We start from the raw sequence: 21,378 nt of genomic DNA on the forward strand, positions 1-21,378 counted from the left end.
GATTTTTCCGATGATATACCGCGCGGCCCGGCGCTGGAGGTAATGGAGGGCGGTTCGAAGGTGATCGTTTGCCGAGCACCTCTTGCGGATTACGCTTCGTCGATAATATATTATCCACAACATGAGTTGAAATGCCCGCGATTCCTGGAGGAAACATGGCCGGCCTGTACTTCGAAGAGTTCGAGCCCGGAATGGTGATCGAGCACGTCAACCGTCGCACCGTCACCGAGACCGACAACGTCCTCTTCAGCACCATGACGCTGAACCTGGCGCCGCTGCACCTCGACGCGGAGTACTCCGCGCAGAGCATCCACGGCCAGCGCCTGGTCAACAGCCTCTTCATCCTCGGCCTGATCTGCGGCATCACGGTCCCGGAGACCACTCAGGGCACGACGCTGGGCAACCTGGGCTTCACCGACATCAAGTTCCCCAAGCCCGTCTTCCATGGCGACACGATCCACGTGGAGACCGAGATCGTCGACAAGCGGCTCTCGAAGAGCCGCAGCGACTCGGGCATCGTCTTCTTCCGCCACAAGGGTCTCAACCAGCGCGGCGAGCTCGTCGCCGACGTCTACCGCACCGGCCTGATGATGACCCGTCCGGTCGCCGAGTCGGCCTGAGGACGGCCCGGCCATGGATGGAATCGAGCTCTTCGGAGTCGCCCCCGACCCGGCGTGGACCCCGACCGACGAGGTCCGGGACCGCAGTCGGCTGCTCCGCGCGATCGAGCGTTGGGGGTACGCCGGCCTGACCGAGATGCAGCGTGCCTCGGTCGAGGACACCGAGGGATTCTGGCGCGGCGTCGTCGACGACCTCGATGTCACCTTCGACGTGCCGTTCGAGCGCGTCCTCGACGAGACGGCCGGCAAGGCGTTCCCACGCTGGTTCGCCGGTGGCCGGCTGAACGCCGCGACGCTGTGCTCCCACCGTCATGCGGTGGGCCCGCTCGCCGAGAAGGAAGCGGTCGTCTACGAAGGCGACAGCGGCCAGCGCCGGTCGCTGACCTACGCGGAACTCGACCTCGAGGTGCGGCGGTTCGCCGCGAACCTGGCTGGTATGGGCGTACGCGAGGGGGACCGCGTCGTGCTCTTCGTGCCGGTCGTCCCGGAGGCCACGGTCGCGTTCCTGGCCTGCGCGATGATCGGTGCGATCACCGTGCCGGCCTTCACCGGCTACGGCCCGGACGCGCTCGCGACGCGGATCGCGGACTCCGAGGCGGTCGCGCTGATCACCTCGGACTCGACGACACGGCGCGGCAAGGACGTACCGCTCAAGGCCACGGCCGACGAGGCGATCGCCTCGCTCGGTGGCACGTCGCCGCTCCAGCACGTCGTCGTCGTACGCCACACCGGCTCCGACGTCCACATGGCTCCGGGACGCGACGTCTACTACGACGACCTGGACCCGAGTCCGGCGCCGGTCGAGACCGTGAGCGTCGACGCGAATGCCCCGCTGTGCATCGTCTACACCTCCGGCACCACCGGTCGCCCCAAGGGCATCGTCCACTCCCACGCCGGGCTGGCGGTCAAGGCCGCGGTCGACTTCGGCTACGGGTTCGACGTCCAGGAGGACGACACGATCGGCTGGATCAGCGACATGGGCTGGCTCGTCGGCCCGCTGATGATCATGGGCGGACTGCAGCTCGGCGCCACGATCGTGCTGATCGAGGGCGTTCCGGTCCACCCCACGACCCGGCGCATGTTCGAGATCATCGAGCGCAACCGCATCACGTTCCAGGGCGTCGCGCCGACCGCCATCCGCGCGGTCCTCGCCTCGGGCGTCACGGACTTCGGCGACCTCTCCTCGCTGCGTGCCTTCGCCTCGACCGGCGAGGCCTGGGACGAGCCCACCTGGTGGTGGCTCTTCTCCGAGGTCGGCCAGGGAAAGCGCCCGATCATGAACTACAGCGGCGGCACCGAGGTCGGTGGCGGTCTGCTGACCAGCTATCCGTTCCTGCCGATGGCCCCCGCGTCCTTCAACGCGCCGCTGCCCGGCATCGACCTGGCCGTCCTCGACCAGGACGGCAAGCCGGTGGTCGGCGAGGTGGGCGAGCTGTCCGTGCTCAACACCTTCCCGGGCATGACGCACGCCTTCTGGCAGGACACCGAGCGGTACGTCGAGACCTACTGGTCCCAGTTCGACGACGTGTGGATCCATGGTGACCTGGCCAGCGTCGACAAGAACGGCACCTGGCGGATCCACGGCCGCTCCGACGACACGATCAAGGTTTCCGGCCGCCGGGTCGGACCCGCCGAGATCGAGGCCGCTCTGCTCGTCGACCCGCGCATCGTGGAGGCGGCCGTCATCGGCGTACCCGACCAGCAGCGAGGGCAGCGCGTGGTGGCCTTCGTGGTCGAGGCCGCAGCGGGAGCGGACCGGGGCGACCTCGTCGCCACGGCGGAGGCCAACGTCGGCCGGGCGTTCGCGCCCACGGTCCACGTCGTCGAGACGCTGCCGAAGACCAAGAACGGAAAGATCATGCGCCGCGCCATCCGTGCCCGGCACCTGGGTACGCCGGTGGGGGACATGTCGTCCCTGGACCCGGCGACCCCCCTCGAGAACATCCCCGTGCACGAATCAGGAGACAAGTGATGAGCGAGACCGAAGAGAGCAACGTCGACATCGTCCGGACCGCGACCCGCGAGCTGGCCCGCAAGTTCGACTACGACTACTGGCGTCAGAAGGACAAGGACCACGAGTACCCCTGGGAGTTCGTCAAGGCCTTCGCCGACGGCGGCTGGCTCGGTGCGCTGATCCCGGAGGAGTACGGCGGCCTGGGCCTCGGCCTGCAGGAGTGCGGCGCCATGATGCAGGAGATCTCCGCGTCCGGCGCCGGCATGAGCGGTGGCTCGGCGATCCACTTCTACGTCTTCCCGCCCGCGCCGATCATCCGCTACGGCTCGGAGGAGATGAAGAAGGAGTTCCTCCCGAAGCTCGCCGCCGGCGAGATCCTGATGGCGTTCGCGATCACCGAGCCCGACGCGGGCGTCGACACCTCGCGGATCAAGACCCGCGCCGACAAGGTCGACGGCGGCTACGTGATCAACGGCAAGAAGGTCTTCATCACCAACGCCAAGAACGCGCACAAGATCCTGATCGTCGCCCGAACGTCCCCGCGCGACGAGGCGCGGCCGCTGGACGGCATCACCCTGTTCTTCACCGACCTGGACCGCGAGAAGATCACCGTTCGCGAGATCGACAAGCTCGGCCGCGCGGCGATCGACACCAACGAGCTCTTCATCGACGACCTGTTCGTCCGTGACGACGAGGTCATCGGTGAGGTCGGCAAGGGCTTCAAGTACCTGATCGACGGGCTGAACCCGGAGCGGATCGTGGTGGGCCTCGAGGGCGTCGGCCTCGGCCAGGCGGCGCTCGAGCTGGCCAGCAAGTACGCCAACGAGCGCGTCGTCTTCGACCGCCCGATCGGCAAGAACCAGGCCGTCGCGCACCCGCTGGCCGACTCCTGGATCCGGCTCGAGGCCGCGCAGCAGGTCGCGATGAACGCCGCCAGGCTCTTCGACGAGTACAAGGACTGTGGCAAGGAGGCGGCGGCCGCGAAGTTCCTCGGCGCCGAGTCCGGATTCGAGGCGTGCGACCGGGCGATGTCCACCCACGGTGGCTACGCCTACGCGAAGGAGTACCACATCGAGCGACTGTGGCGTGAGGTCCGACTGCTCCGCAACGCCCCGTTCTCGCAGGAGATGGTCCTCAACTACATCTCCGCGCAGGCCCTCAAGCTGCCGCGCTCGTACTGAGCCGCGGCGTACGACGAAAGTAGGAACAGCCATGAAGCCGTACCGCTCCATGCTCTTCGTGCCCGGCCACAAGCCGACCTGGGCCGAGAAGGGCGTCGCCTCCGGCGCTGACGCGATCATCCTCGACCTCGAGGACTCGGTCCCGCCGCAGGACAAGGAGGCCGCCAGGGGTCTCGTCCGAGACACGATCACCCGCCTTGGTGAGGCCGGCGCCCGTGCCGACGTCTGGGTGCGGCCCAACAGCGCCGACTCGGGCCTCCAGGGTGCCGACCTCGAGGCGGTCACCGTGCCGGGTCTCGCCGGTCTGTTCCTGCCCAAGGTCCTCGACGCGAACGAGGTCGTCGGGATCGATGCCGTCGTCTCGCACATCGAGGCCCGCGAGAGCATCGAGGCCGGGACGGTGGAGCTGATCATCAGCTACGAGACCGCCTGGTCGATGGCGCACTGCGAGGAGATCGCCGCGGCCTCCCCGCGCATCGGCAGCCTCCTCGGCGCCACCGGTCCGAACGCGGACGTCGGGCGCGAGCTCGGCTTCGAGTTCAGCCTCGCGGGTCTGGAGTCGCTCTACCTCCGCAGCAGGATCCTGCTGGCAGCGCGCTCCAACGGCATCCACCACGCCGTCTCCGGCGTGTGGCAGGACATCCACGACCTGGATGGCTGCCGCACGTTCACGGAGGACCAGCGCAAGCTCGGCTACCGCGGCCTGGTCGCCATCCACCCCTCGCACGTGGCGATCGCCAACGAGGTGTTCACGCCGTCCGAGGAGGTCGTGGAGGAGGCTCGCCGCCTGATCCAGGCCTACCGCGACGCCGAGGCCGCCGGTCACTCGGCGGTCACCTTCGAGGGGCAGCACATCGACCTGGCCCACGCGAAGACCGCCGAGGGCCTGATCGAGCTCGCGGACTCGCTGGCCTGACCCCGGGCGGCTCGTGCCGCTCATCCTGAAAGATCGAGGAACTGAATGAACATCGTTGTCTGTGTGAAACACGTACCGGACGCGACCGCGGACCGCAGGTTCGAGAGTGACGACACCGTCGACCGCGTCGGCGTCGACGGGCTCCTCTCGGAGCTCGACGAGTACGCCGTGGAGCAGGCGCTCCAGCTGGCCGAGAAGAACGAGGGCTCGGAGGTGACGGCTCTCTGCATCGGTCCGGAGGGCGCGGTCGACGCCGTGCGCAAGGCCCTCCAGATGGGGGCCGACAAGGGCGTCCAGGTCGTCGACGAGGCGATCGCCGGCTCGGACGCGATCGCGACCTCGCTGATCCTGGCCGAGGCGGTCAAGAAGATCGGCACGCCCGACATCGTCATCACCGGCATGGCATCGACCGACGCGGGCACCTCGCTGGTTCCCGCGGCACTTGCCGAGCGGCTCGGCCTGCCGCAGGTCACCTTCGCCTCCGTCGCGGAGGTCCAGGGCGACCAGATCCGGGCCAAGCGTGACGGCGACGTCGCCACCGAGATCATCGGCGCGACCCTGCCGGTCGTCCTCTCGGTGACCGACCAGAGCGGCGAGCCGCGCTACCCGTCCTTCAAGGGCATCATGGCGGCGAAGAAGAAGCCGCTGGAGAAGCTCTCGCTCGGCGATCTCGGTGTCGATGCCGGTCAGGTCGGTCTCGAGGCGGCGTGGACCGCGGTCGAGGCCATCGCCGCCCGCCCGCCGCGTACCGCCGGCGAGGTCGTGAAGGACGAGGACGGCTCCGGCGCTACCGCGCTGGCCGGCTTCCTCGCCTCGAAGAAGTTCATCTGAGGAGTTCGAGCATGGCTGAGATTCTGGTGCTCGTCGACCACGTCGACGGCAACGTACGCAAGACCACCAACGAGCTCCTGGCGATCGCTCGTCGCCTCGGTGAGCCGTCGGCGGTGTTCATCGGCTCGGGAGCCGCGCCGGTCGCCGAGCTGGCGAGGTTCGGTGCCGAGAAGATCTATGTCGTCTCCGACGCCGAGGTGAAGGGCTACCTCGTCGCGCCCCGGGCCGAGGTTCTCCAGCAGGTCGCTGCGACCGCTGCCCCGGGCGCCGTCCTGATCTCCTCCTCCGCGGAGGGGAAGGAGATCGCGGCCCGTCTCGCGATCAAGCTGGAGTCGGGCGTCATCACCGACGCCGTCGACGTCGATGCCGACGGCACCACGACGCAGTCGGTCTTCGCCGGTGGCTACACCGTCCGTGCGAAGGTCACCAAGGGCACCCCGATCATCGCGGTCAAGCCCAACGCCGCCGCACCCGAGGAGGTCGCCGGCGCCGGCACCGTCGTGGACGTCCCGGTGACGATCTCGGCCGCCGCGAAGGCGGCCACCATCGTCGCCTCGCAGCCGCGTCAGTCGACGGGTCGTCCCGAGCTCACCGAGGCCGCGATCGTGGTCTCCGGTGGCCGTGGCACCGGCGGTGACTTCGCTGCCGTCGAGGGCCTGGCCGATGCGCTCGGCGCCGCCGTCGGTGCCTCCCGTGCCGCGGTCGACTCCGGGTGGAAGCCGCACACCTTCCAGGTCGGCCAGACCGGCAAGGTCGTCTCCCCGCAGCTGTACGTCGCCAACGGCATCTCGGGTGCGATCCAGCACCGTGCCGGGATGCAGACGTCGAAGACGATCGTGGCCGTGAACTCCGACGAGGAGGCACCGATCTTCGAGCTCGTCGACTTCGGTGTGGTGGGCGATCTGCACACCGTCCTCCCCGCCGTCACCGCCGCGGTGGCGGCGAGCAGGAGCTGAGCCCGGTGACGACGGACGAGTTCGACGGCCGGGTCGCCGTCGTCACCGGTGCCGCCGGCGGCATGGGGTCGGAGATCGCGGCGCGGCTCGCGAGCCAGGGTGCCCGGGTGTTCGGAGTGGATCTGCACGTTCCCGATGCAGACGACGACGTCGCCCGAGGGATCACGTTGCTGTCGTGCGACATCTCCGACCCCGCCGCCGTACGTCAGGCCGCTCGGGCCGTCCTCGACGACGCCGGGCGCATCGACCTCCTGGTGAACGCCGCCGGCGTGGTGAGCACGACACGGCCCATGGAGTCCATCGGCGACGACGAGTGGGCGCGGATGATGGGAGTGAACCTGAACGGGGCGTTCCACTGGATGCGCGAGGTGCTCCCCGGCATGAAGCAACGGCGGCTGGGCAAGATCGTCAACGTGTCCTCCCGGGCGGGGCGGACGCTCGCCAACTTCGCGGGCGCCCACTACTCCGCGTCGAAGGCCGCCCTGCTTGGGCTCACCCGGCAGGTGGCGCTGGAGGTCGCCCCGGACAACGTCCATGTCAACGCCATCGCGCCCGGCCTGGTCGAGACGCCCATGCTGACCGGGGCGGTCGACGGCTCCCGGCTCGATGCCGCCCGAGAGACGACTCCGTTGCGGCGCGTCGGAACGCCGGGCGACATCGCGGAGCTCGTCCTGTTCCTGCTGTCGCACCGCTCCGACTACATCACCGGTGCCACCGTCGACATCAACGGCGGTGACCTGATCCTGTGAATCGCGACCCTCGCTTCCGGGGCGATGTCGTGATGACGTGTACCCATCTGACTGGAAGCTGGAGAAGGCGATGACCACCTACGAGATCGAGGGTTCCGAGGATCCGATGAGCACGCTGTGCCGCATGGCGGTGCAGACGCGCTACGAAGACCTTCCCGAGGACGTGCTCGAGCATGCGAGGCTGACGCTCCTCGACGCGATGGCGGTGATGATCGGCGGTTCGGGGATGGAGGGCATCCCGGCGATCGCCGAGCTCGTCAAGGAGAAGGGTGGCGCCGAGCAGTCGCTGCTGCCCTTCTACGGCGGCCGCGTACCGGCCCAGGAAGCGGCGCTCGCGATCGGTCCGATGCCGCGCGCGATGGACTGCGGCGACCTCCATGAGGAGGCCGGCCACATCAGCGAGTACATCCTCGCCAGCCTGTTGGCGGCGACCGGCCTGCGTGCCGACGTCACCGGCAAGGACTTCCTGACCGCCTGGGTGGTCGGGCAGGAGGTCCTCGTACGCGTCGGGTCGGCGTATCGGGTGATCAGCTCCGCGATCAAGCACAACGACTGCGGTGGCCACTACATCTTCGGTGCGGTCGCGGCGGTCGGGAAGCTCCTCGGCTTCTCGCAGGAGCAGATGGAGAACGCTCAGGGGATCGCCCGCACGATGACTCAGCCTCACACGATGGCGATCTACGCGCCGGCGACGCTGATGGTGAGGGTGCACCACGGGCTGGTCTGTCAGTCCGCGATCCTCGCCTGCCTCCTGGCCGAGCGCGGCATCACCGGACCGCGCCAGGAAGTCCTCCTCGGGGCGAGCGGATTCCTCAGCACCGCCCGCTGGGACACCGATCCCGAGGCGCTGACCCGGGGACTCGGCGAGCGCTGGGAGACGACCCAGATCACCACCAAGGGCTATAGCGCCTGCTACTTCTCGCACTCGTCCATCGACGGCATCATCGCCCAGATGGCCGACCACGGGTTCGGTCCCGGCGACATCGAGCGGATCGACGTCGCGGTGTCCACTCCCGGCTGGCGCGCGGTGTGCGAGCCCGTCGAGAGGAAATGGGACCCGCAGACCGTCCCGGAGTGCCAGTTCAGCCTTCCGTACGCGATCGCGACCGCTGCCTTCGACGGCACCGTCTTCGTGCAGTCCTACTCGGAGGAGGCACGAGAGCGCGGTGACGTACGTGAGCTCATGGCGCGGATCGTGGCGACCGAGGACCCTTCCGTATCGGACTGGGGTGCGCGCCTGGTGACGACGCTCCGTGACGGCCGCGTCATCGGCACCGATCACGTCTACGTCAAGGGGCATCCGAAGAACCCCTTCAGCCGGGACGACTTCGTGGCGAAGTTCCGCAGGTGCGTCCCCTTCTCGGCGCTTCCCCTGGACGAGGAGACCGTTGCGACCATGATCAGCGACGTCCTCGCGCTGGACGAGGTCGATGACGTCGTTGCTGCCCTGCTGATGCCCCTGATGCCGTCGGATCTCGGCACGCACTGACGTCTCGGGACGCGATGAGGCGCCCGCCCCGACTGTCGGGGCGGGCGCCTCATCTAGTGCGAGCTCATGTCGCTGTCGCGGGTCTCCCGCAGGGCGGCCGTGCACAGCAGCGCCACCAGGCAGAGTCCGGCGAGGAAGATCCCGAACGCGTACGTGCCGAACCGTGCCTCCAGGACCGGGGCGAGCAGCGGAGCCGCCGCACCGCCGAGGACCCCACCCAGGTTGTAGGAGATGCCGGTCGCGGTGAAGCGATGCCGGGTGTGGAACTGCTCGGGGATGAATGCGCCCAGCGGCCCGTAGGCGATGCCGGTGATGATCATCGTCACCCAGGCCACGACCATGAAGGTGGCGACGCTGTTGGTCCCCAGGATGTGGAACATGGACAGGGACCACACGACGCCGAGGGCCTGGGCGCCCATCAGCACCGGACGGCGGCCGAACCGATCGCTGAGCCGACCACCAGCCAGGGTGGCCGCGGTCAGGAAGACGCCGCTGACGATGCCGGTCAGGAGAACGTCTTGGAGTTCCAGGCCGAGGGTGCCGGTGGCGAAGCTGGTCATGTAGGTGCCGTTGACGTAGAAGAACGAGAAGACGAGCAGGCCGACTCCGCCGGCGAGCAGGATCTGCCGCCACTGGGTCCGGAATGCCTCGGCGATCGGGAGCTTGGCTCGTCCGCCGCGGTCGAACTCGTTCTTGAACACCGGCGTCTCGTCGAGCGACAGGCGAACCCAGAGCCCTACGGCGATGAGCACGATGCTGGCGAGGAACGGCAGGCGCCAGCCCCAGGACAGGAACGACTCCTGGCTCATCAGGAGGCTGGATGCCAGGAACGTGGCGCTGGCCAGGGACATCGCGACGGTGCCGCCGAGCAACGGGAACATCGTCCAGAAGCCGCGCTTTCCCGCGGGTGCGTACTCCGCGGAGAAGAGGGTGGCACCGGCCCACTCGCCGCCCGCGGCGAGGCCCTGGGCGATCCGCAGCGCGATCACCAGGATGGGTGCGGCGACGCCGATCGAGGCAGCCGTCGGCATCATCCCGATCGCCACGGTCGCGACCCCCATCACCATCAGCGAGGTGATCAGGGTCTTCTTGCGGCCGAGCCGGTCACCGAGGTGGCCGAAGATCACGCCGCCCAACGGGCGGGCGGCGAACGCGACGCCGAACGTGGCGAACGAGGCGGCCGTGCCCGCGGCGCCGCCCAACGCCGGGAAGAGGATCTGAGGGAAGACCACGGCGGCTGCCGTGCCGTAGATCATGAAGTCGTAGAACTCGATGAGCGTTCCGATGGAGCTCGCGATCGCGACGCGTCGGTTGACGCCCTTGGTGCTCGTGGTCGAGACGTTCGTGGAGGTGGGGGGCTGCTCGAGCCCCGCCGTGCTGTGTGGGTCCATGGCACTTCCTTCTGGTCTACGCCGGGCCAGTTGTGTGACCTGCGTCGCACGAGGATGATATATAATGCATAATGGTGTCAACCGACGGTGATAGGAAATGTTGTGCGCATGACGAGAGGGGTGCGGCGATGATCGCGTGGGCCGAAGCCACTGTCGGCGATGTCTTCGACGCGGCGCTGCGGGCGGAGCCGGACGGCGAAGCCGTGGTCTGTGGTGAGCAGCGGATGACGTACGCCGAGCTCTCGGCCGAGGTCGATCGGCTGGCGGAGGGGCTCCGGCAGATCGGCGTGGGCAAGGGGGACCGCGTCGCGCTGTGGATGGTGAACCGGACCGAGTGGCTGGTCACCTACTTCGCGGTCGCGCGCCTCGGGGCCGTGCTCGTCGCACTGAACACCCGCTACACCGCAGAGGAGAGTCGGCACATCCTCGAGGTCTCCGAGGCCAAGGTCCTGGTCGTCCAGGACCGGTTCCGGCGCCACGACTACGTGGCCACGCTGTCGACGTTCTGCCCGGAGGTCGATGATGCGGAGCCGGGGTCATGGTCGTGCCGCAGCCTGCCGGCACTCCGCGACGTAGTCGTCGTCGGATCCGGGGCGGCCCGGGGCACCCGCACCTACGGTGCCGTGGTCGAGGCCGGGGAGCGAGCCCTCGAGGGCGGAGCGGTCGCCCCGCGTACGGCCGTCGCCGTCGACGATCTCTTCCTGCTGCTCTTCACCTCGGGGACGACCTCGAGGTCCAAGGGCGTGATGCTGACGCACCGCAACATCGTGGCCAACAACTTCAGCAGCGGCGAGCGCCAGCGGCTGACCTCGGCGGACCGGATGCTCTTCGTGCTGCCGCTGGCATCTGCCTTCAGCTGCGCGCACGGGCTCATCGCGATCCTCAGCCACAGCGGAACCTTCGTCCTGCTCGACGCCTTCGACCCGACCGAGTGCATGCGCCTGATCGAGGCCGAGCGGTGCACCACGATGTACGGCGTCGGCTCGATCTTCCAGGATCTGATCGACGCCCCCGATCGGCCGAGCTTCGACCTCCGATCGTTGCGGACCGGCGTTGGCATCCTGACGCCAGAACAGGCACTGGCGATCCAGACGGAGCTTGGTGTCCCGGAGTACCACAATGGATGGGGTATGACCGAGTCTGGCGGCGTCAGCACGATGACGAGCCCGGCCGACCCGAGTGCCATCCGGACAGGCACCATCGGAACTCCGCTTCCGGGCGTGCAGATCAAGCTGGTCGACCCAGCTTCGGGAGCCCAGGTCGAGGTCGATGCCCCCGGCGAGATCCTCGTCCGAGGCAGTTCGGTGACACCGGGCTACTACCGCGACACTGCGGCGACCGAGGAGCTGATCGACGGCGGGGGCTGGCTGCACACGGCCGACCTCGGACAGTGGCTGCCAGGGGGCTATCTGAAGTACCTCGGCCGTCTCAAGGACGTCATCAAGACGAACGGGTTCAGCGTGTCTCCTCTGGAGATCGAGGAGGTCATCACCGCGATGCCGGGCGTCCGCGCGGCCGCGGTCGTGGGTGTCCCGGACCCGCGCGCCATGGAGGCGGTGTACGCCTTCGTCGTCCGCGAGCCGGGGGAGGGCGATGCGCTCGATCCCGACGGTCTGCGCCGGCTGTGCGCCGACCGGCTCGCCGGGTACAAGGTGCCGAGGCATGTCGAGTTTCTGGACGGGGACCTGCCCCGCAACGAGCTCGGCAAGGTACTGAAGAAGGAGCTGCGCGGGATGGCTCACTCGCACCTGTCGCGCGGATCTCAGCAGGAGGGGGAGTCATGAGCCGTCCGCTGGAAGGTATCCGGGTCGTCGAGCTCGCCGGGCTCGGCCCGGTCCCGCATGCCGGCATGCAGCTGGCGGATCTCGGGGCAGAGGTCGTCCTCGTCACGCGTACGACGGGGACCGAGCCGGAGGGCGGCAACAGCCAGGTGCTTCGCGGACGCACGATCGTGCGCGCCGATCTCAAGGACAGGGGCTCGCGCGACGAGGTGCTCGAGCTGGTCCGTCACGCAGACGTCCTTCTCGAGGGCTTTCGGCCGGGAGTCGCGGAGCGGCTGGGAGTCGGTCCGAGCGAGTGCCTGGCCGTCAACGACCGGCTCGTCTACGCACGGGTCACCGGATGGGGCCAGGACGGACCGCTGGCGACCGCCGGCGGCCACGACATCAACTACATCGCGTTGACCGGCGCCCTGCATGCGATCGGGACCCCCGACCAGCCGATCCCGCCCCTCAGTCTCGTCGGGAACTACGGTGGCGGGTCGATGTTCGCTGTCGCCGGCGTTCTGGCCGCTCTGCTCCAGCGGGAGCGAACCGGCAGGGGCGACGTGCTCGACATCGCGACGATCGACGGCACCGGTGCCCTGCTGCAACCCATCCTCGAGCTGCATGCGCAGGGCGAGTGGTCTGATCGACGGGGTGCCAACCTTCTCGACGGGGGACGGCCCTACTACCGGACGTACGTCTGCAGCGACGGTGAGCACGTCGCCGTCGGAGCGATCGAGCCGAAGTTCTACGCGAACCTCCTCGAAGGCCTCGGACTCGCGGGGGGCGATCTCCCCGAGCAGGACGACCCCGAGGGCTGGCCCGTCGTCGTGGACGCCGTCGCTGCGGCGTTCGCCCGGCACCCGCGCCGTCATTGGGAAGGGGTGTTCGCCGCGCTTGACGCATGCGTCACTCCGGTCCTCCGGTTCGAAGAGGCGGTGACGCATCCGCACGTTCGGGCACGCGGCACCCTCGTTCAGGGGCCGGACGGCATTCGTGCGGAACCGGCTCCCCGCTTCGCTTCGGTCACTGACGCGCAGGCGCCGGCCTCGCGATCGACGACCGCGACTGCCGTGGCGGAGGAGTGGGCGCGAGCCAAGGGGGGACATGACGGGCCCCCTCGGCTCGCGGACGAGGCGGCACCTCAGTAGCCACCCGGGCGTTCGTCGTCTATCGGTTGAACGCCGTAGTCATGCCTCTGTCAACAGAGTCACTTGCCGACGGCGGACAGGTCCTGATCGTCGATCGTCGCGAACGGCGTGTGCGTCGTGGGATCGAGAATCTCGGCAAGGTGCTGTTGGACGAGCTCGGGGGTGAGATCTCTGCTTGCAAAACCCTCGTTGAAGCCGAGCACGAGACGTTGTACCTCGCCCCCTTGGGTCTGGAGCACCTCGCCGTTCACCGCGCATTCTTCATGGGCCAGATAGGCGACGACCGGACTCACGAGCGATGTCGGCAGGTTGTCGCGCATGAACTGCTTGAAGTCATCGGGCAGGTCGGCCTCGTCGGACATCCGCGTCGCAGCGGTCGGCGCGATGGCGTTGACCTTGATCCCTACTGATTCCGCCTCGAACGCCAAGGTGCGGGTGAACGCGAAGAGCGCACCCTTTGCCGATACGTATGGCGTCTGCTCCGGGAAGCCGATGAGGGTCGGTGATGAGGTGAGGACGACCCTGCCCGCATCACTCTCGACGAGGTGCGGCCACGCGGCGGCCGTGATTCCGGCACTGCCGAAGAAGTGAACCTCCATGTGCCGTCGTATGGACGACATCGCGTCGGCACCGAATGGCTGTGCCTGATTGATGCCAGCGTTGTTCACGACGATGTCGAGCGCTCCGAACGCGCCCACCGCGGCCGCGACGACGCCCTCAGGATTCTCGGACACCGAGTCGAAGTTCGCGACGGCACGTCCGCCGGCCGCGACGATCTCGGCCACAACTTGTTCGGCCGGCTCCGTGCTCTCCCCGGTGCCCTGGGCCGACCCGCCTAGGTCGTTGACCACAACGGCGGCACCTCGCGCCGCCAGCAATCTGGCGTGCGACGCTCCGAGGCCGCGCCCGGCCCCCGTGACGATTGCGACGCGGTTCGAGAAGTCCAACATGTTTGCTCCTAATGCGTGGGGCGATTGACGCCCGAGGCAAGCGGCGACGCCGACCCTCATTGGTTCGTCGGGCATCCGCGGCGTGCTCGGTCTCCTCGGGCTTTGTGTGTGACGTGAGCCACATGGCCATATTACACATAATATTTGATCTGGCTGCGAGGTCCGACAGTGTCATGGCGGATGTCTGGCGGCACACCGACGCCACAGCGTGGTTGACGTCACACAATAATGTATTGCATATTGTGTAAATGGATGTGTCGCATGGTGGCGTGCGCTCGCTCGATTCGAGCGGTGTCCCTGGTGAGATCGGCGAGCGGTTGCGCGACGTCGCGGCGGCAGTGGCAGATCTGACCGACACCGATCCGGGTGCGTTCGGAGACATCACCCACTCCCGTGTCTTCGTTCGGGAACTATGGGACCGTCTCTTGTCCGGAGTCAGCAGCTCGATCCCGACCGAGACCGTGGTCGCGACCCTCGCGCGGGTTCGCGAGATCGAGCACGAGCTGGACACGCGTGAGCATGCCCGTGGGACGGAGGTCCTCGTCCGAGTCCGGTCTGCTCTGGCCGCGCTGCGGGCTGCGCGAACGGTCGATGATCTGTTCGGTCGCGCTGCTGTCGCCGCATGCGGCCTCGGGTTCGACCGGGCGCTGGTCTCCATCGTGGATGACGGCACCTGGCGATTGCACTCCATGCAGGTCGAGCAAGACGCACGATGGGCGGATGAGATCCTCGCCGTCGGCAAGGAAGCCTCTCCGGTTCTCGATAGCGGCATCGTCGAGCACGATGTGCTCGTCGGCGCCGATGCCGTACTGGTCCACGATGTCCAGCAGAACGAGCGGGTGAACCCCGAGCTCGCGACGGTCACACGCTCCGACTCCTACGGCATCGCTCCACTCGCGGTCGACGGACGTATCGTCGGCCTGGTCCACGGGGACTGCTACCACCAGCGTCGCCGTCTCGGTGAACGCGACCGCGCCCTCCTCGGCCTGTTTGCCGAGGGGGTGAGTCACGCGCTGGGTCGCGTGCTCGTCCTGGAGAGGATGGAGAGCATCAGGGCGGGCCTGGCGGAGATGTCGATCCCGGCCATGCCGAGACCAGCGGTTGCACGAGAGGTCGCCGATCCCAGCGTCGGCCACAGGCTGCTCACGCGACGGGAGAACGAGATCATGCAGCTGCTCGCCGACGGCGACGCCAACCGTATGATCGCCCGCCGGCTCTCGATCACCGAGGGCACGGCCAAGTGCCATGTGACCAGCATTCTGCGCAAGCTCGGAGCCGCCAATCGGGCAGAGGCCGTCTCCATCTGGCTCCGTTCCGTCTGACGATCATCCAAAGGTCAGAGAGAACATCTGACCGATGGCAGACGCGTGGTAACTCCCCTGGGAGGCACTGTGATCCGTGTCACGCCACCATCGGATCGACGGGATCCGGGAGGGGCGCACCTACGGATCACGGAGGCGCACATGAGCGGCAGCGAGTCGACGAGCGAATGGGTCGTGGGCATCGATGTCGGCGGCACGTTCACCGACATCATCGGTCTGAACCGAGACACGGGCGAGGTGAGGGACGGCAAGGTGCTGTCCACCCCCCAACAGGAGGACGGCGTCCTCGAGAGCATCGCGACCATCGGGCTGGAGATCGGACAGGTCGCCGAGATCGTCCACGGTCACACCGTCGGTATCAACGCGCTGCTCAGCCGGACGGGAGAGCGGACCGGGCTGATCGCGACCCGCGGCCACCGCGACCTGCTCGACATCGGACGTATGCACCGCGAGTTCGGGGACCGGTTCTACGACCCGACCTGGGTCCGCCCTCACCAGGAGCGGCCGATCGTCGCCCGCGAGTCTCGTTTCGGCATCCCAGAGCGCCTTCGCCACGATGGATCGACGTTGCTGCCGCTGGACGAGGACTCCGTCCGCCAGGCTGCGCGCGACCTGGCGGATCAGGGCGTGAAGTCGGTAGCGGTCTGTCTCATGAACGCCTACGGCAATCCCGCCCACGAGCAGCGGGCGGCGCAGATCGTCGCTGAGGAGCTCCCTGACGCGTACGTCCAGACCTCGGCGCTCTACCCGGTCACCAAGGAGCACGAGCGCACCGCGACGGTTGCCCTCGATGCGTACGTCGGCCCGCTGGTGGTCGGCTACCTGAACCGGCTGATGGCACGGCTGGACGAGGGCGGTTACGCCGGAACCCTCTGGATCATGATGATGAACGGCGGCGTCGCCACCTTCGCCGACGCCGGTCGGGCGCCGGTGTTCCAACTCGTCTCCGGCCCGGTGGGCGGTGTCAGCGGCAGCATCAAGCTCGCCAACGAATGTGGTTCGCCGAACCTGCTCACGATCGACGTCGGCGGCACCAGCACAGACGTCGCCGCCATCCGAGGCGGCTCGACACCGCTCACAGACCTGTGGACGCTCGAGACAGGATTGACGCTCACCATGCCCCTGGTCGACGTCGAGAGCATCGGATCGGGCGCCGGCAGCATTATCCAGCCGAATGCGCTGGGCAACATCGCGGTCGGGCCCGCATCGGCGGGATCCAATCCCGGACCGGTCTGCTACCAGCGAGGCGGCACCGAGCCGACGCTCACCGATGCCTGCGCCGCTCTTGGGGTTCTCCAACCGGACCTGTTCGCGAACGGCGCCATCACGCTCGATGTCGAGGCGGCGGTGAAGGCGCTCGAGAAGGCCGGCAGCCAGTGGGGCATGAGCGCGATCGAACTTGCTGCCGCGGCGTACGAGATCGCGTGTCAGGACATTGCCGCCAAGGTGCGTTCGATCTCGGTGTACCGAGGGCTCGATGTGCGTGAGTTCGCCCTGCAGCCCTCCGGCTCTGCCGGACCCATGCTCGCCGACCGGGTCGCGCAGATCCTGGGCACCGGCAAGGTGGTCGTGCCTCGCAGTCCGGGACAGTTCTCGGCGCTCGGCCTGCTCCGCAGCGACCTGATGGTCACACGCGCTCAGTCGATCATGGCCCCTCTTGCCGGGGCCAGCGCCGAGGTGATCGAAGACGCGTTCGTCGCGCTTCAGGACCAGATCCGCGACGAGCTGAAGATCCAAGGCGTCGACGTAGACCGGATCCGGTTCGACCGCGCGGTCTTCGCGATGTACCGCGGTCAGACGTGGGACAACCGGATGCCGATTCGGCCCGGAGCGCTCACCGCCGAGAGGGCCGACGCACTGGTTGGCGACTTCAACACGTTCTACCAGGAGTCCTACGGATTCGCTGCCCCGGAGATCCCGGTCGTCGTCTCGACCGTCGAGGTGACCGCGGTGATCCCGCGGGAGGGCGGGGTGTTCGACCTGACCGTCGACGAGGGCGAGTCGTTCCTGCGTTCGGCCCAACTGACCGTCCCGGGAACGACGGAGCCCGTCGAGGTGCCCGTCCATGTGCGTGAACGCATCAAGCCCGGCGAGCAGATCAGTGGCCCCGCACTGGTCGCCGAGAAGTTCGCGACCAGCGTCGTCCTGCCGGACCGCGAGGCCCGAGTCGATGACGACCTCAACCTCATCATCGAGCCTAAGCCCTGAGGAGCAGACAGATGACCATCACCACCCCTGACCCGACGACCGACCCAGCCGACGCCTCGGCCGACGTCGAGCTCGACATCCTTCGACACGGCCTCACCGAGGTGGCGCGCGAGATGCTCGACTCCCTCATGCGGAGCGCCTTCTCGCCCGTCTGTCGCGACATCCTCGACTGTACGGCGGCCGTCCACATGCGTACCGATGACGGTTGGGAGACCGTGGCGCTGTGGGAGGGCTGCATGCAGCACGCCTTCACCGCTCCGCATATTGCCAACTTCGTCATGGACGACTGGGACGTCGACACGATGCAGCCCGGCGATGTCATCTTCGTCAACGATCCCTGGCGTGGAACGATCCACCAGTCCGACGTGAACCTGCTTCGGCCGGTCTTCGTCGATGGCCGGGTGGAGTTCCTGCTCCACTCCACGTCACACCTGGTCGATCTCGGGGGAGCCATCCCGGGCGGCTTCTCGAACGGCACCCAGACGCACTTCGAGGAGCAGCTGAAGCTTCCGCCGACCCTGCTCTACGCCAACGATGTCGCCGTACGACCGACCTTCAACTTCATCCTCGAGAACAACCGCGTTCCGCAGATGGTGCTCGGTGACCTCAGGGCGCTCTACGGCTGTCTGGTGGTCGGCGAGCGGCAGCTGCTCGACCTGGTCGGCCGCGGGACCCTGGAGAAGGTCCGTGCCGCAGGCAGGTATGCGGTCGATTCGGTGGAGGCGAGCATGCGGCGTGCCATCGCGAGCATCCCCGACGGTGACTACTCCGCCGAGGACTTCCTCGACGAGGACGGCGTCACCGACGAGGCGATCCCGGTCCACGTGACCGTGAAGGTGCGAGGCGACTCGATGGAGATCGACTTCTCCGGCTCGGGGCGCCAACCCCTCGGCAACTGCGGTACGGCATGGGCAGAGGCCGGGCGCTGCATCGAGGCCGTCAAGCTGATGGCAGATCCGGCGACTCCGGTCAACAGCGGCACGATGCGACCGATCGAGGTGCTGCTTCCGGCCGGGAGCATCGTCCAGGTACTGCCGCCGTCGAGCTGCTCGAACCATGCTGACATCGGCGCCCGAGCCATCAACGTGGTCACCCAGGCGCTGAGCCAGGCGACCGACGAGTCCTTCGCCCCCGACACCGGTACGGCGGTTGTCATCAGCCTCGGGGGCATCGACAGCCGCCCCGGCCACGAAGGCACTCCGTGGGGCGCCTTCGCGCTGACGGGTGGCGGCTGGGGCGGCACCTGGAAGGGTGACGGGATCTCGTTCTGCGTCGTCCCGATCGGCAACTGCCGTACGTCGGTGCAGGAGCACGTGGAGATCGAGAGCCCGCTCGTGGTCGTGCAGCACGAGATGCTCATCGACACGGCCGGGGCAGGGCAGTTCCGCGGCGGGCTGGGGGCTGTCTACTCGATCTACGCCGAGTCCGACACCGTCGTGACGGTCACAGCGGACCGGGTCCGTCAGGGCGCTCCCGGCGCCAACGGTGGCGGTGCCGGCGCTCCCTCCGTCGGCTGGTACGTCGAGAACTTCGACATCGGGCGTCACACCGACCCGCTCGACCTGCGCGGGGCGACACCGCTCTTCGGCATGTTCGCCGCCGACGGCCGGCCCGACCCCAACGGAGGTGAGTTCGGCCTGGGCGCGCGTTACAACACCGGGAAGTTCTCCGGGCTGATGCTCAAGGCCGGCGACGCGCTGCGCTTCGTGATCGGCGGTGGTGGCGGCTGGGGCGATCCGCTCGCCCGGAGCGTGGAGAAGGTCGCCGAGGACGTACGCAACGGTCTGGTCAGCTCGGCGAGCGCGGAGCAGGCCTACGGCGTCATCGTCGGCGACGGCGACGGCGCCGTCGACACCGACGCGACGTCGGGCCTGCGAGCCGACCTCGCGGCGCGGCGTACCGCTGGCACCTGGAGCGTCCCCATCGCCGCCCCGCTCACCTGGACCCTCTGAACCGACAGGAGTTTCGTCATGGCTGTTGACCGTCTTCTCTTTCCTCGCCCCGCGACCGACCGGGTGTACGTCGAACGCACGCCCGTCGAGGCGATCTGCCCGTCCTGTGGTGGCAGCGATGTCGCCCGTTACCCCGTCGCGAGCCACCTGGGTCCGCGGATGGTCGTGAAGTGCCAGGACTGCTTCACACACCTGTCGCTGACGCGTCCCGAGCCGGAGGACAACTGGCCTGCCTGGCGTTCGCCTGCACGTGACTGGCCGGCCTCACGTATCGGCTGACGGGGGACCTCGACAAGTGGACGGCAAGGGCATTGTTCCGCTCGGCCAGATGTACGCCCGTGGCTTCCTCGATCACGCCGAACGGCCGGCGTTGCGCGACCGGCGACGGGAGATCGGCTACCAAGAACTGGGCGTGAGGGTTCGTCGCCTTGCGTCGGCTCTGCGCAGGTTGGGCCTCGAGCGGGGTGACCGTGTCGTGATCGTCGGGCCCAACCGGGTGGAGTGGGCCGAGGTGGAGCGCGCGCTCGCGATCGGTGGTTTCGTCCGGGTGGCGTTGTTGCCGAGGCTGCATCCTGCAGAGCTGGCGCAGATCGCCGCCGACGCCGATCCGGCGCTGGTGGTGGTCGATGCCTCGTGGTTGGCGGAAGCGGGCCGGTCCTGGATTCCCTCGCACGTCGAACAGTTGGTCGTCATGGGACCGGGCGAGATCCCGGCGGGAGCGTTGGGGTTGGAGGAACTTCTCGACTCCGGTGAGGACGAGCACGCTCCTCTGCCCGAAGGCAGCGATTTGGCGGCGATCCTCTATACGTCGGGCTCCACCGGGCTGCCGAAAGGGGTGAAGGTCACCCACCTGAACGCGGGCGCCCGGGTGCGTGGCATCCTCCATGAGCTGCCAGACCTCGGGGCCGAGGACAGTGCGCTGCACACCGCCCCGATCAGTCACTTCAGCGGCGGCATCAACGAGGCGGTGGCGGCGGTCGGTGGGCTCAACGTCCTCGAGGAGTCGTTCGAGGCCGGGCAGGTCGTGGACGTCGCGCTGTCGGGTGAGGTGACGGTGCTTCCGTTGGTGCCGACGATGATCACGATGGTCCTCGAGGAGCTCGAGACCCGCGCAGCGCCGACAGGGAAGGTCGGCAACGTCAGGGTGCTGCCGTACGCAGGATCGGCCATCCAGCCCGACCGAGCTGCGAGAGCCCACGACTACTTCGGCCGCGCGATGCAGCAGTTCTACGGGGCGAGCGAGGCGCAGATGCCGATCGCCGCCCTGGGCCCCGACGAGCATCTTCCGGACATCAATGCTCGCGGTCTGCCCCGCTTGGCTTCAGCCGGACGGCCCACGGCTTACGTCGAGGTCGCGATCGTCAGTCCTGATCGTCAGGCCCAATCGCCGGGAGAGGCGGGGGAGATCGCCACCCGTGGCGCCCATGTCGGCCCGGGCTACTGGCGGAACAAGGAGGCGACGGCAGAGGTCTTCGTCGATGGCTGGTGCTACACCGGCGACGTCGGTTACATCGACGAACACGGCTATCTGTTCATGCTGGACCGCCGTAAGGACATGATCATCACCGGTGGGTTCAACGTCTATCCACGCGAGATCGAGAACGTGATCTCGGCTCTTCCCGGGGTCCGGGAAGTTGCGGTCCTGGGTGCTCCGGACGAGCGGTGGGGCGAGGCGGTCACTGCGGTCGTCTCCCTGGTCGATGGAGCCACGGTCGCGTCGGAGGACGTGATCGCGCATTGTCGGAGCCAGCTCGGCGGTTACAAGGTCCCCAAGCGGGTCATCGTCATCGACGACCTACCCAAGGGCGGCACCGGAAAGATCCAGAAGGTCGTGCTCCGCGACCGGCTCTGGGTCGGCTGGGCTCGCCGTGTGTGAGCGCGTTATGCGTAAATCGGACGGGATCCCTGCGCGGAGCGGATGGTGACGTCGGTCACATTCTTCATA

At 68.0% G+C, this 21,378-nt stretch carries 17 protein-coding genes; 15 read left to right on the forward strand and 2 right to left on the reverse strand.

Annotation, left to right across the window (positions count from 1 at the left end; translation table 11 throughout):
* The first annotated feature begins 155 nt into the window (after positions 1-155).
* The 8 genes from ACZ6WN_RS04045 to ACZ6WN_RS04080 all read left to right on the forward strand — a co-directional run bounded on the left by ACZ6WN_RS04045 (position 156) and on the right by ACZ6WN_RS04080 (position 8,696).
* Positions 156-620 carry a MaoC family dehydratase gene (locus ACZ6WN_RS04045; protein WP_465862848.1) on the forward strand — a complete coding sequence of 155 codons (465 nt, stop codon included), beginning with the start codon at positions 156-158 and terminating at the stop codon, positions 618-620.
* 13 nt (positions 621-633) lie between these two features.
* Positions 634-2,592: an AMP-binding protein gene (locus tag ACZ6WN_RS04050; RefSeq protein ID WP_465862849.1), complete on the forward strand. Its 1,959-nt coding sequence runs from the start codon at positions 634-636 to the stop codon at positions 2,590-2,592.
* Positions 2,592-3,755, forward strand: coding sequence for an acyl-CoA dehydrogenase family protein (locus ACZ6WN_RS04055; RefSeq protein ID WP_465862850.1), 1,164 nt, complete (start codon positions 2,592-2,594; stop codon positions 3,753-3,755). Before ACZ6WN_RS04050 ends, ACZ6WN_RS04055 begins: the two co-directional genes overlap by 1 nt.
* Before the next feature lie 31 nt (positions 3,756-3,786).
* Positions 3,787-4,671, forward strand: coding sequence for an HpcH/HpaI aldolase/citrate lyase family protein (locus tag ACZ6WN_RS04060; protein ID WP_465862851.1), 885 nt, complete (start codon positions 3,787-3,789; stop codon positions 4,669-4,671).
* A 63-nt stretch (positions 4,672-4,734) separates the two neighbouring features.
* A complete protein-coding gene (locus ACZ6WN_RS04065; RefSeq protein ID WP_465862852.1) occupies positions 4,735-5,502 on the forward strand; it encodes an electron transfer flavoprotein subunit beta/FixA family protein in 768 nt (255 codons plus the stop codon).
* 11 nt (positions 5,503-5,513) lie between these two features.
* A complete protein-coding gene (locus ACZ6WN_RS04070; protein ID WP_465862853.1) occupies positions 5,514-6,458 on the forward strand; it encodes an electron transfer flavoprotein subunit alpha/FixB family protein in 945 nt (314 codons plus the stop codon).
* A 5-nt stretch (positions 6,459-6,463) separates the two neighbouring features.
* Positions 6,464-7,207, forward strand: coding sequence for an SDR family NAD(P)-dependent oxidoreductase (locus ACZ6WN_RS04075; protein WP_465862854.1), 744 nt, complete (start codon positions 6,464-6,466; stop codon positions 7,205-7,207).
* Between the two features lie 70 nt (positions 7,208-7,277).
* Positions 7,278-8,696 (forward strand): MmgE/PrpD family protein, encoded by a 1,419-nt coding sequence (locus ACZ6WN_RS04080; RefSeq protein ID WP_465862855.1) that lies wholly within the window; start codon positions 7,278-7,280, stop codon positions 8,694-8,696.
* 53 nt (positions 8,697-8,749) lie between these two features.
* On the opposite strand, the gene ACZ6WN_RS04085 is transcribed toward ACZ6WN_RS04080, so the two are convergent.
* Positions 8,750-10,087, reverse strand: a complete 1,338-nt coding sequence (locus ACZ6WN_RS04085; protein ID WP_465862856.1) for an MFS transporter — start codon at positions 10,085-10,087, stop codon at positions 8,750-8,752.
* 128 nt (positions 10,088-10,215) lie between these two features.
* Between ACZ6WN_RS04085 and ACZ6WN_RS04090 the strand changes: the two genes are divergently transcribed.
* A complete protein-coding gene (locus tag ACZ6WN_RS04090; RefSeq protein ID WP_465862858.1) occupies positions 10,216-11,871 on the forward strand; it encodes an AMP-binding protein in 1,656 nt (551 codons plus the stop codon).
* Entirely contained in the window at positions 11,868-13,001 is a 1,134-nt protein-coding gene (locus tag ACZ6WN_RS04095; RefSeq protein WP_465862859.1) for a CaiB/BaiF CoA transferase family protein, read from the forward strand. Before ACZ6WN_RS04090 ends, ACZ6WN_RS04095 begins: the two co-directional genes overlap by 4 nt.
* A gap of 59 nt (positions 13,002-13,060) precedes the next feature.
* On the opposite strand, the gene ACZ6WN_RS04100 is transcribed toward ACZ6WN_RS04095, so the two are convergent.
* On the reverse strand, positions 13,061-13,951 hold the full coding sequence (locus ACZ6WN_RS04100; protein ID WP_465862860.1) for an SDR family NAD(P)-dependent oxidoreductase: 891 nt from the start codon (positions 13,949-13,951) through the stop codon (positions 13,061-13,063).
* Between the two features lie 248 nt (positions 13,952-14,199).
* On the opposite strand from ACZ6WN_RS04100, the gene ACZ6WN_RS04105 reads away from it, so the two are divergent.
* The 5 genes from ACZ6WN_RS04105 to ACZ6WN_RS04125 all read left to right on the forward strand — a co-directional run bounded on the left by ACZ6WN_RS04105 (position 14,200) and on the right by ACZ6WN_RS04125 (position 21,309).
* Entirely contained in the window at positions 14,200-15,273 is a 1,074-nt protein-coding gene (locus tag ACZ6WN_RS04105; RefSeq protein ID WP_465862862.1) for a LuxR C-terminal-related transcriptional regulator, read from the forward strand.
* A 141-nt stretch (positions 15,274-15,414) separates the two neighbouring features.
* On the forward strand, positions 15,415-17,481 hold the full coding sequence (locus ACZ6WN_RS04110; protein ID WP_465862863.1) for a hydantoinase/oxoprolinase family protein: 2,067 nt from the start codon (positions 15,415-15,417) through the stop codon (positions 17,479-17,481).
* An 11-nt stretch (positions 17,482-17,492) separates the two neighbouring features.
* The gene (locus ACZ6WN_RS04115; protein ID WP_465862864.1) at positions 17,493-19,433 is read left to right on the forward strand and encodes a hydantoinase B/oxoprolinase family protein; all 1,941 of its coding nucleotides are present in this window, start codon (positions 17,493-17,495) and stop codon (positions 19,431-19,433) included.
* 18 nt (positions 19,434-19,451) lie between these two features.
* Entirely contained in the window at positions 19,452-19,712 is a 261-nt protein-coding gene (locus ACZ6WN_RS04120; RefSeq protein ID WP_465862865.1) for a hypothetical protein, read from the forward strand.
* 16 nt (positions 19,713-19,728) lie between these two features.
* Positions 19,729-21,309: a class I adenylate-forming enzyme family protein gene (locus ACZ6WN_RS04125; RefSeq protein WP_465862867.1), complete on the forward strand. Its 1,581-nt coding sequence runs from the start codon at positions 19,729-19,731 to the stop codon at positions 21,307-21,309.
* Positions 21,310-21,378: the final 69 nt, after the last annotated feature.

The organism is Nocardioides sp. NPDC054178 (genome assembly GCF_055585005.1).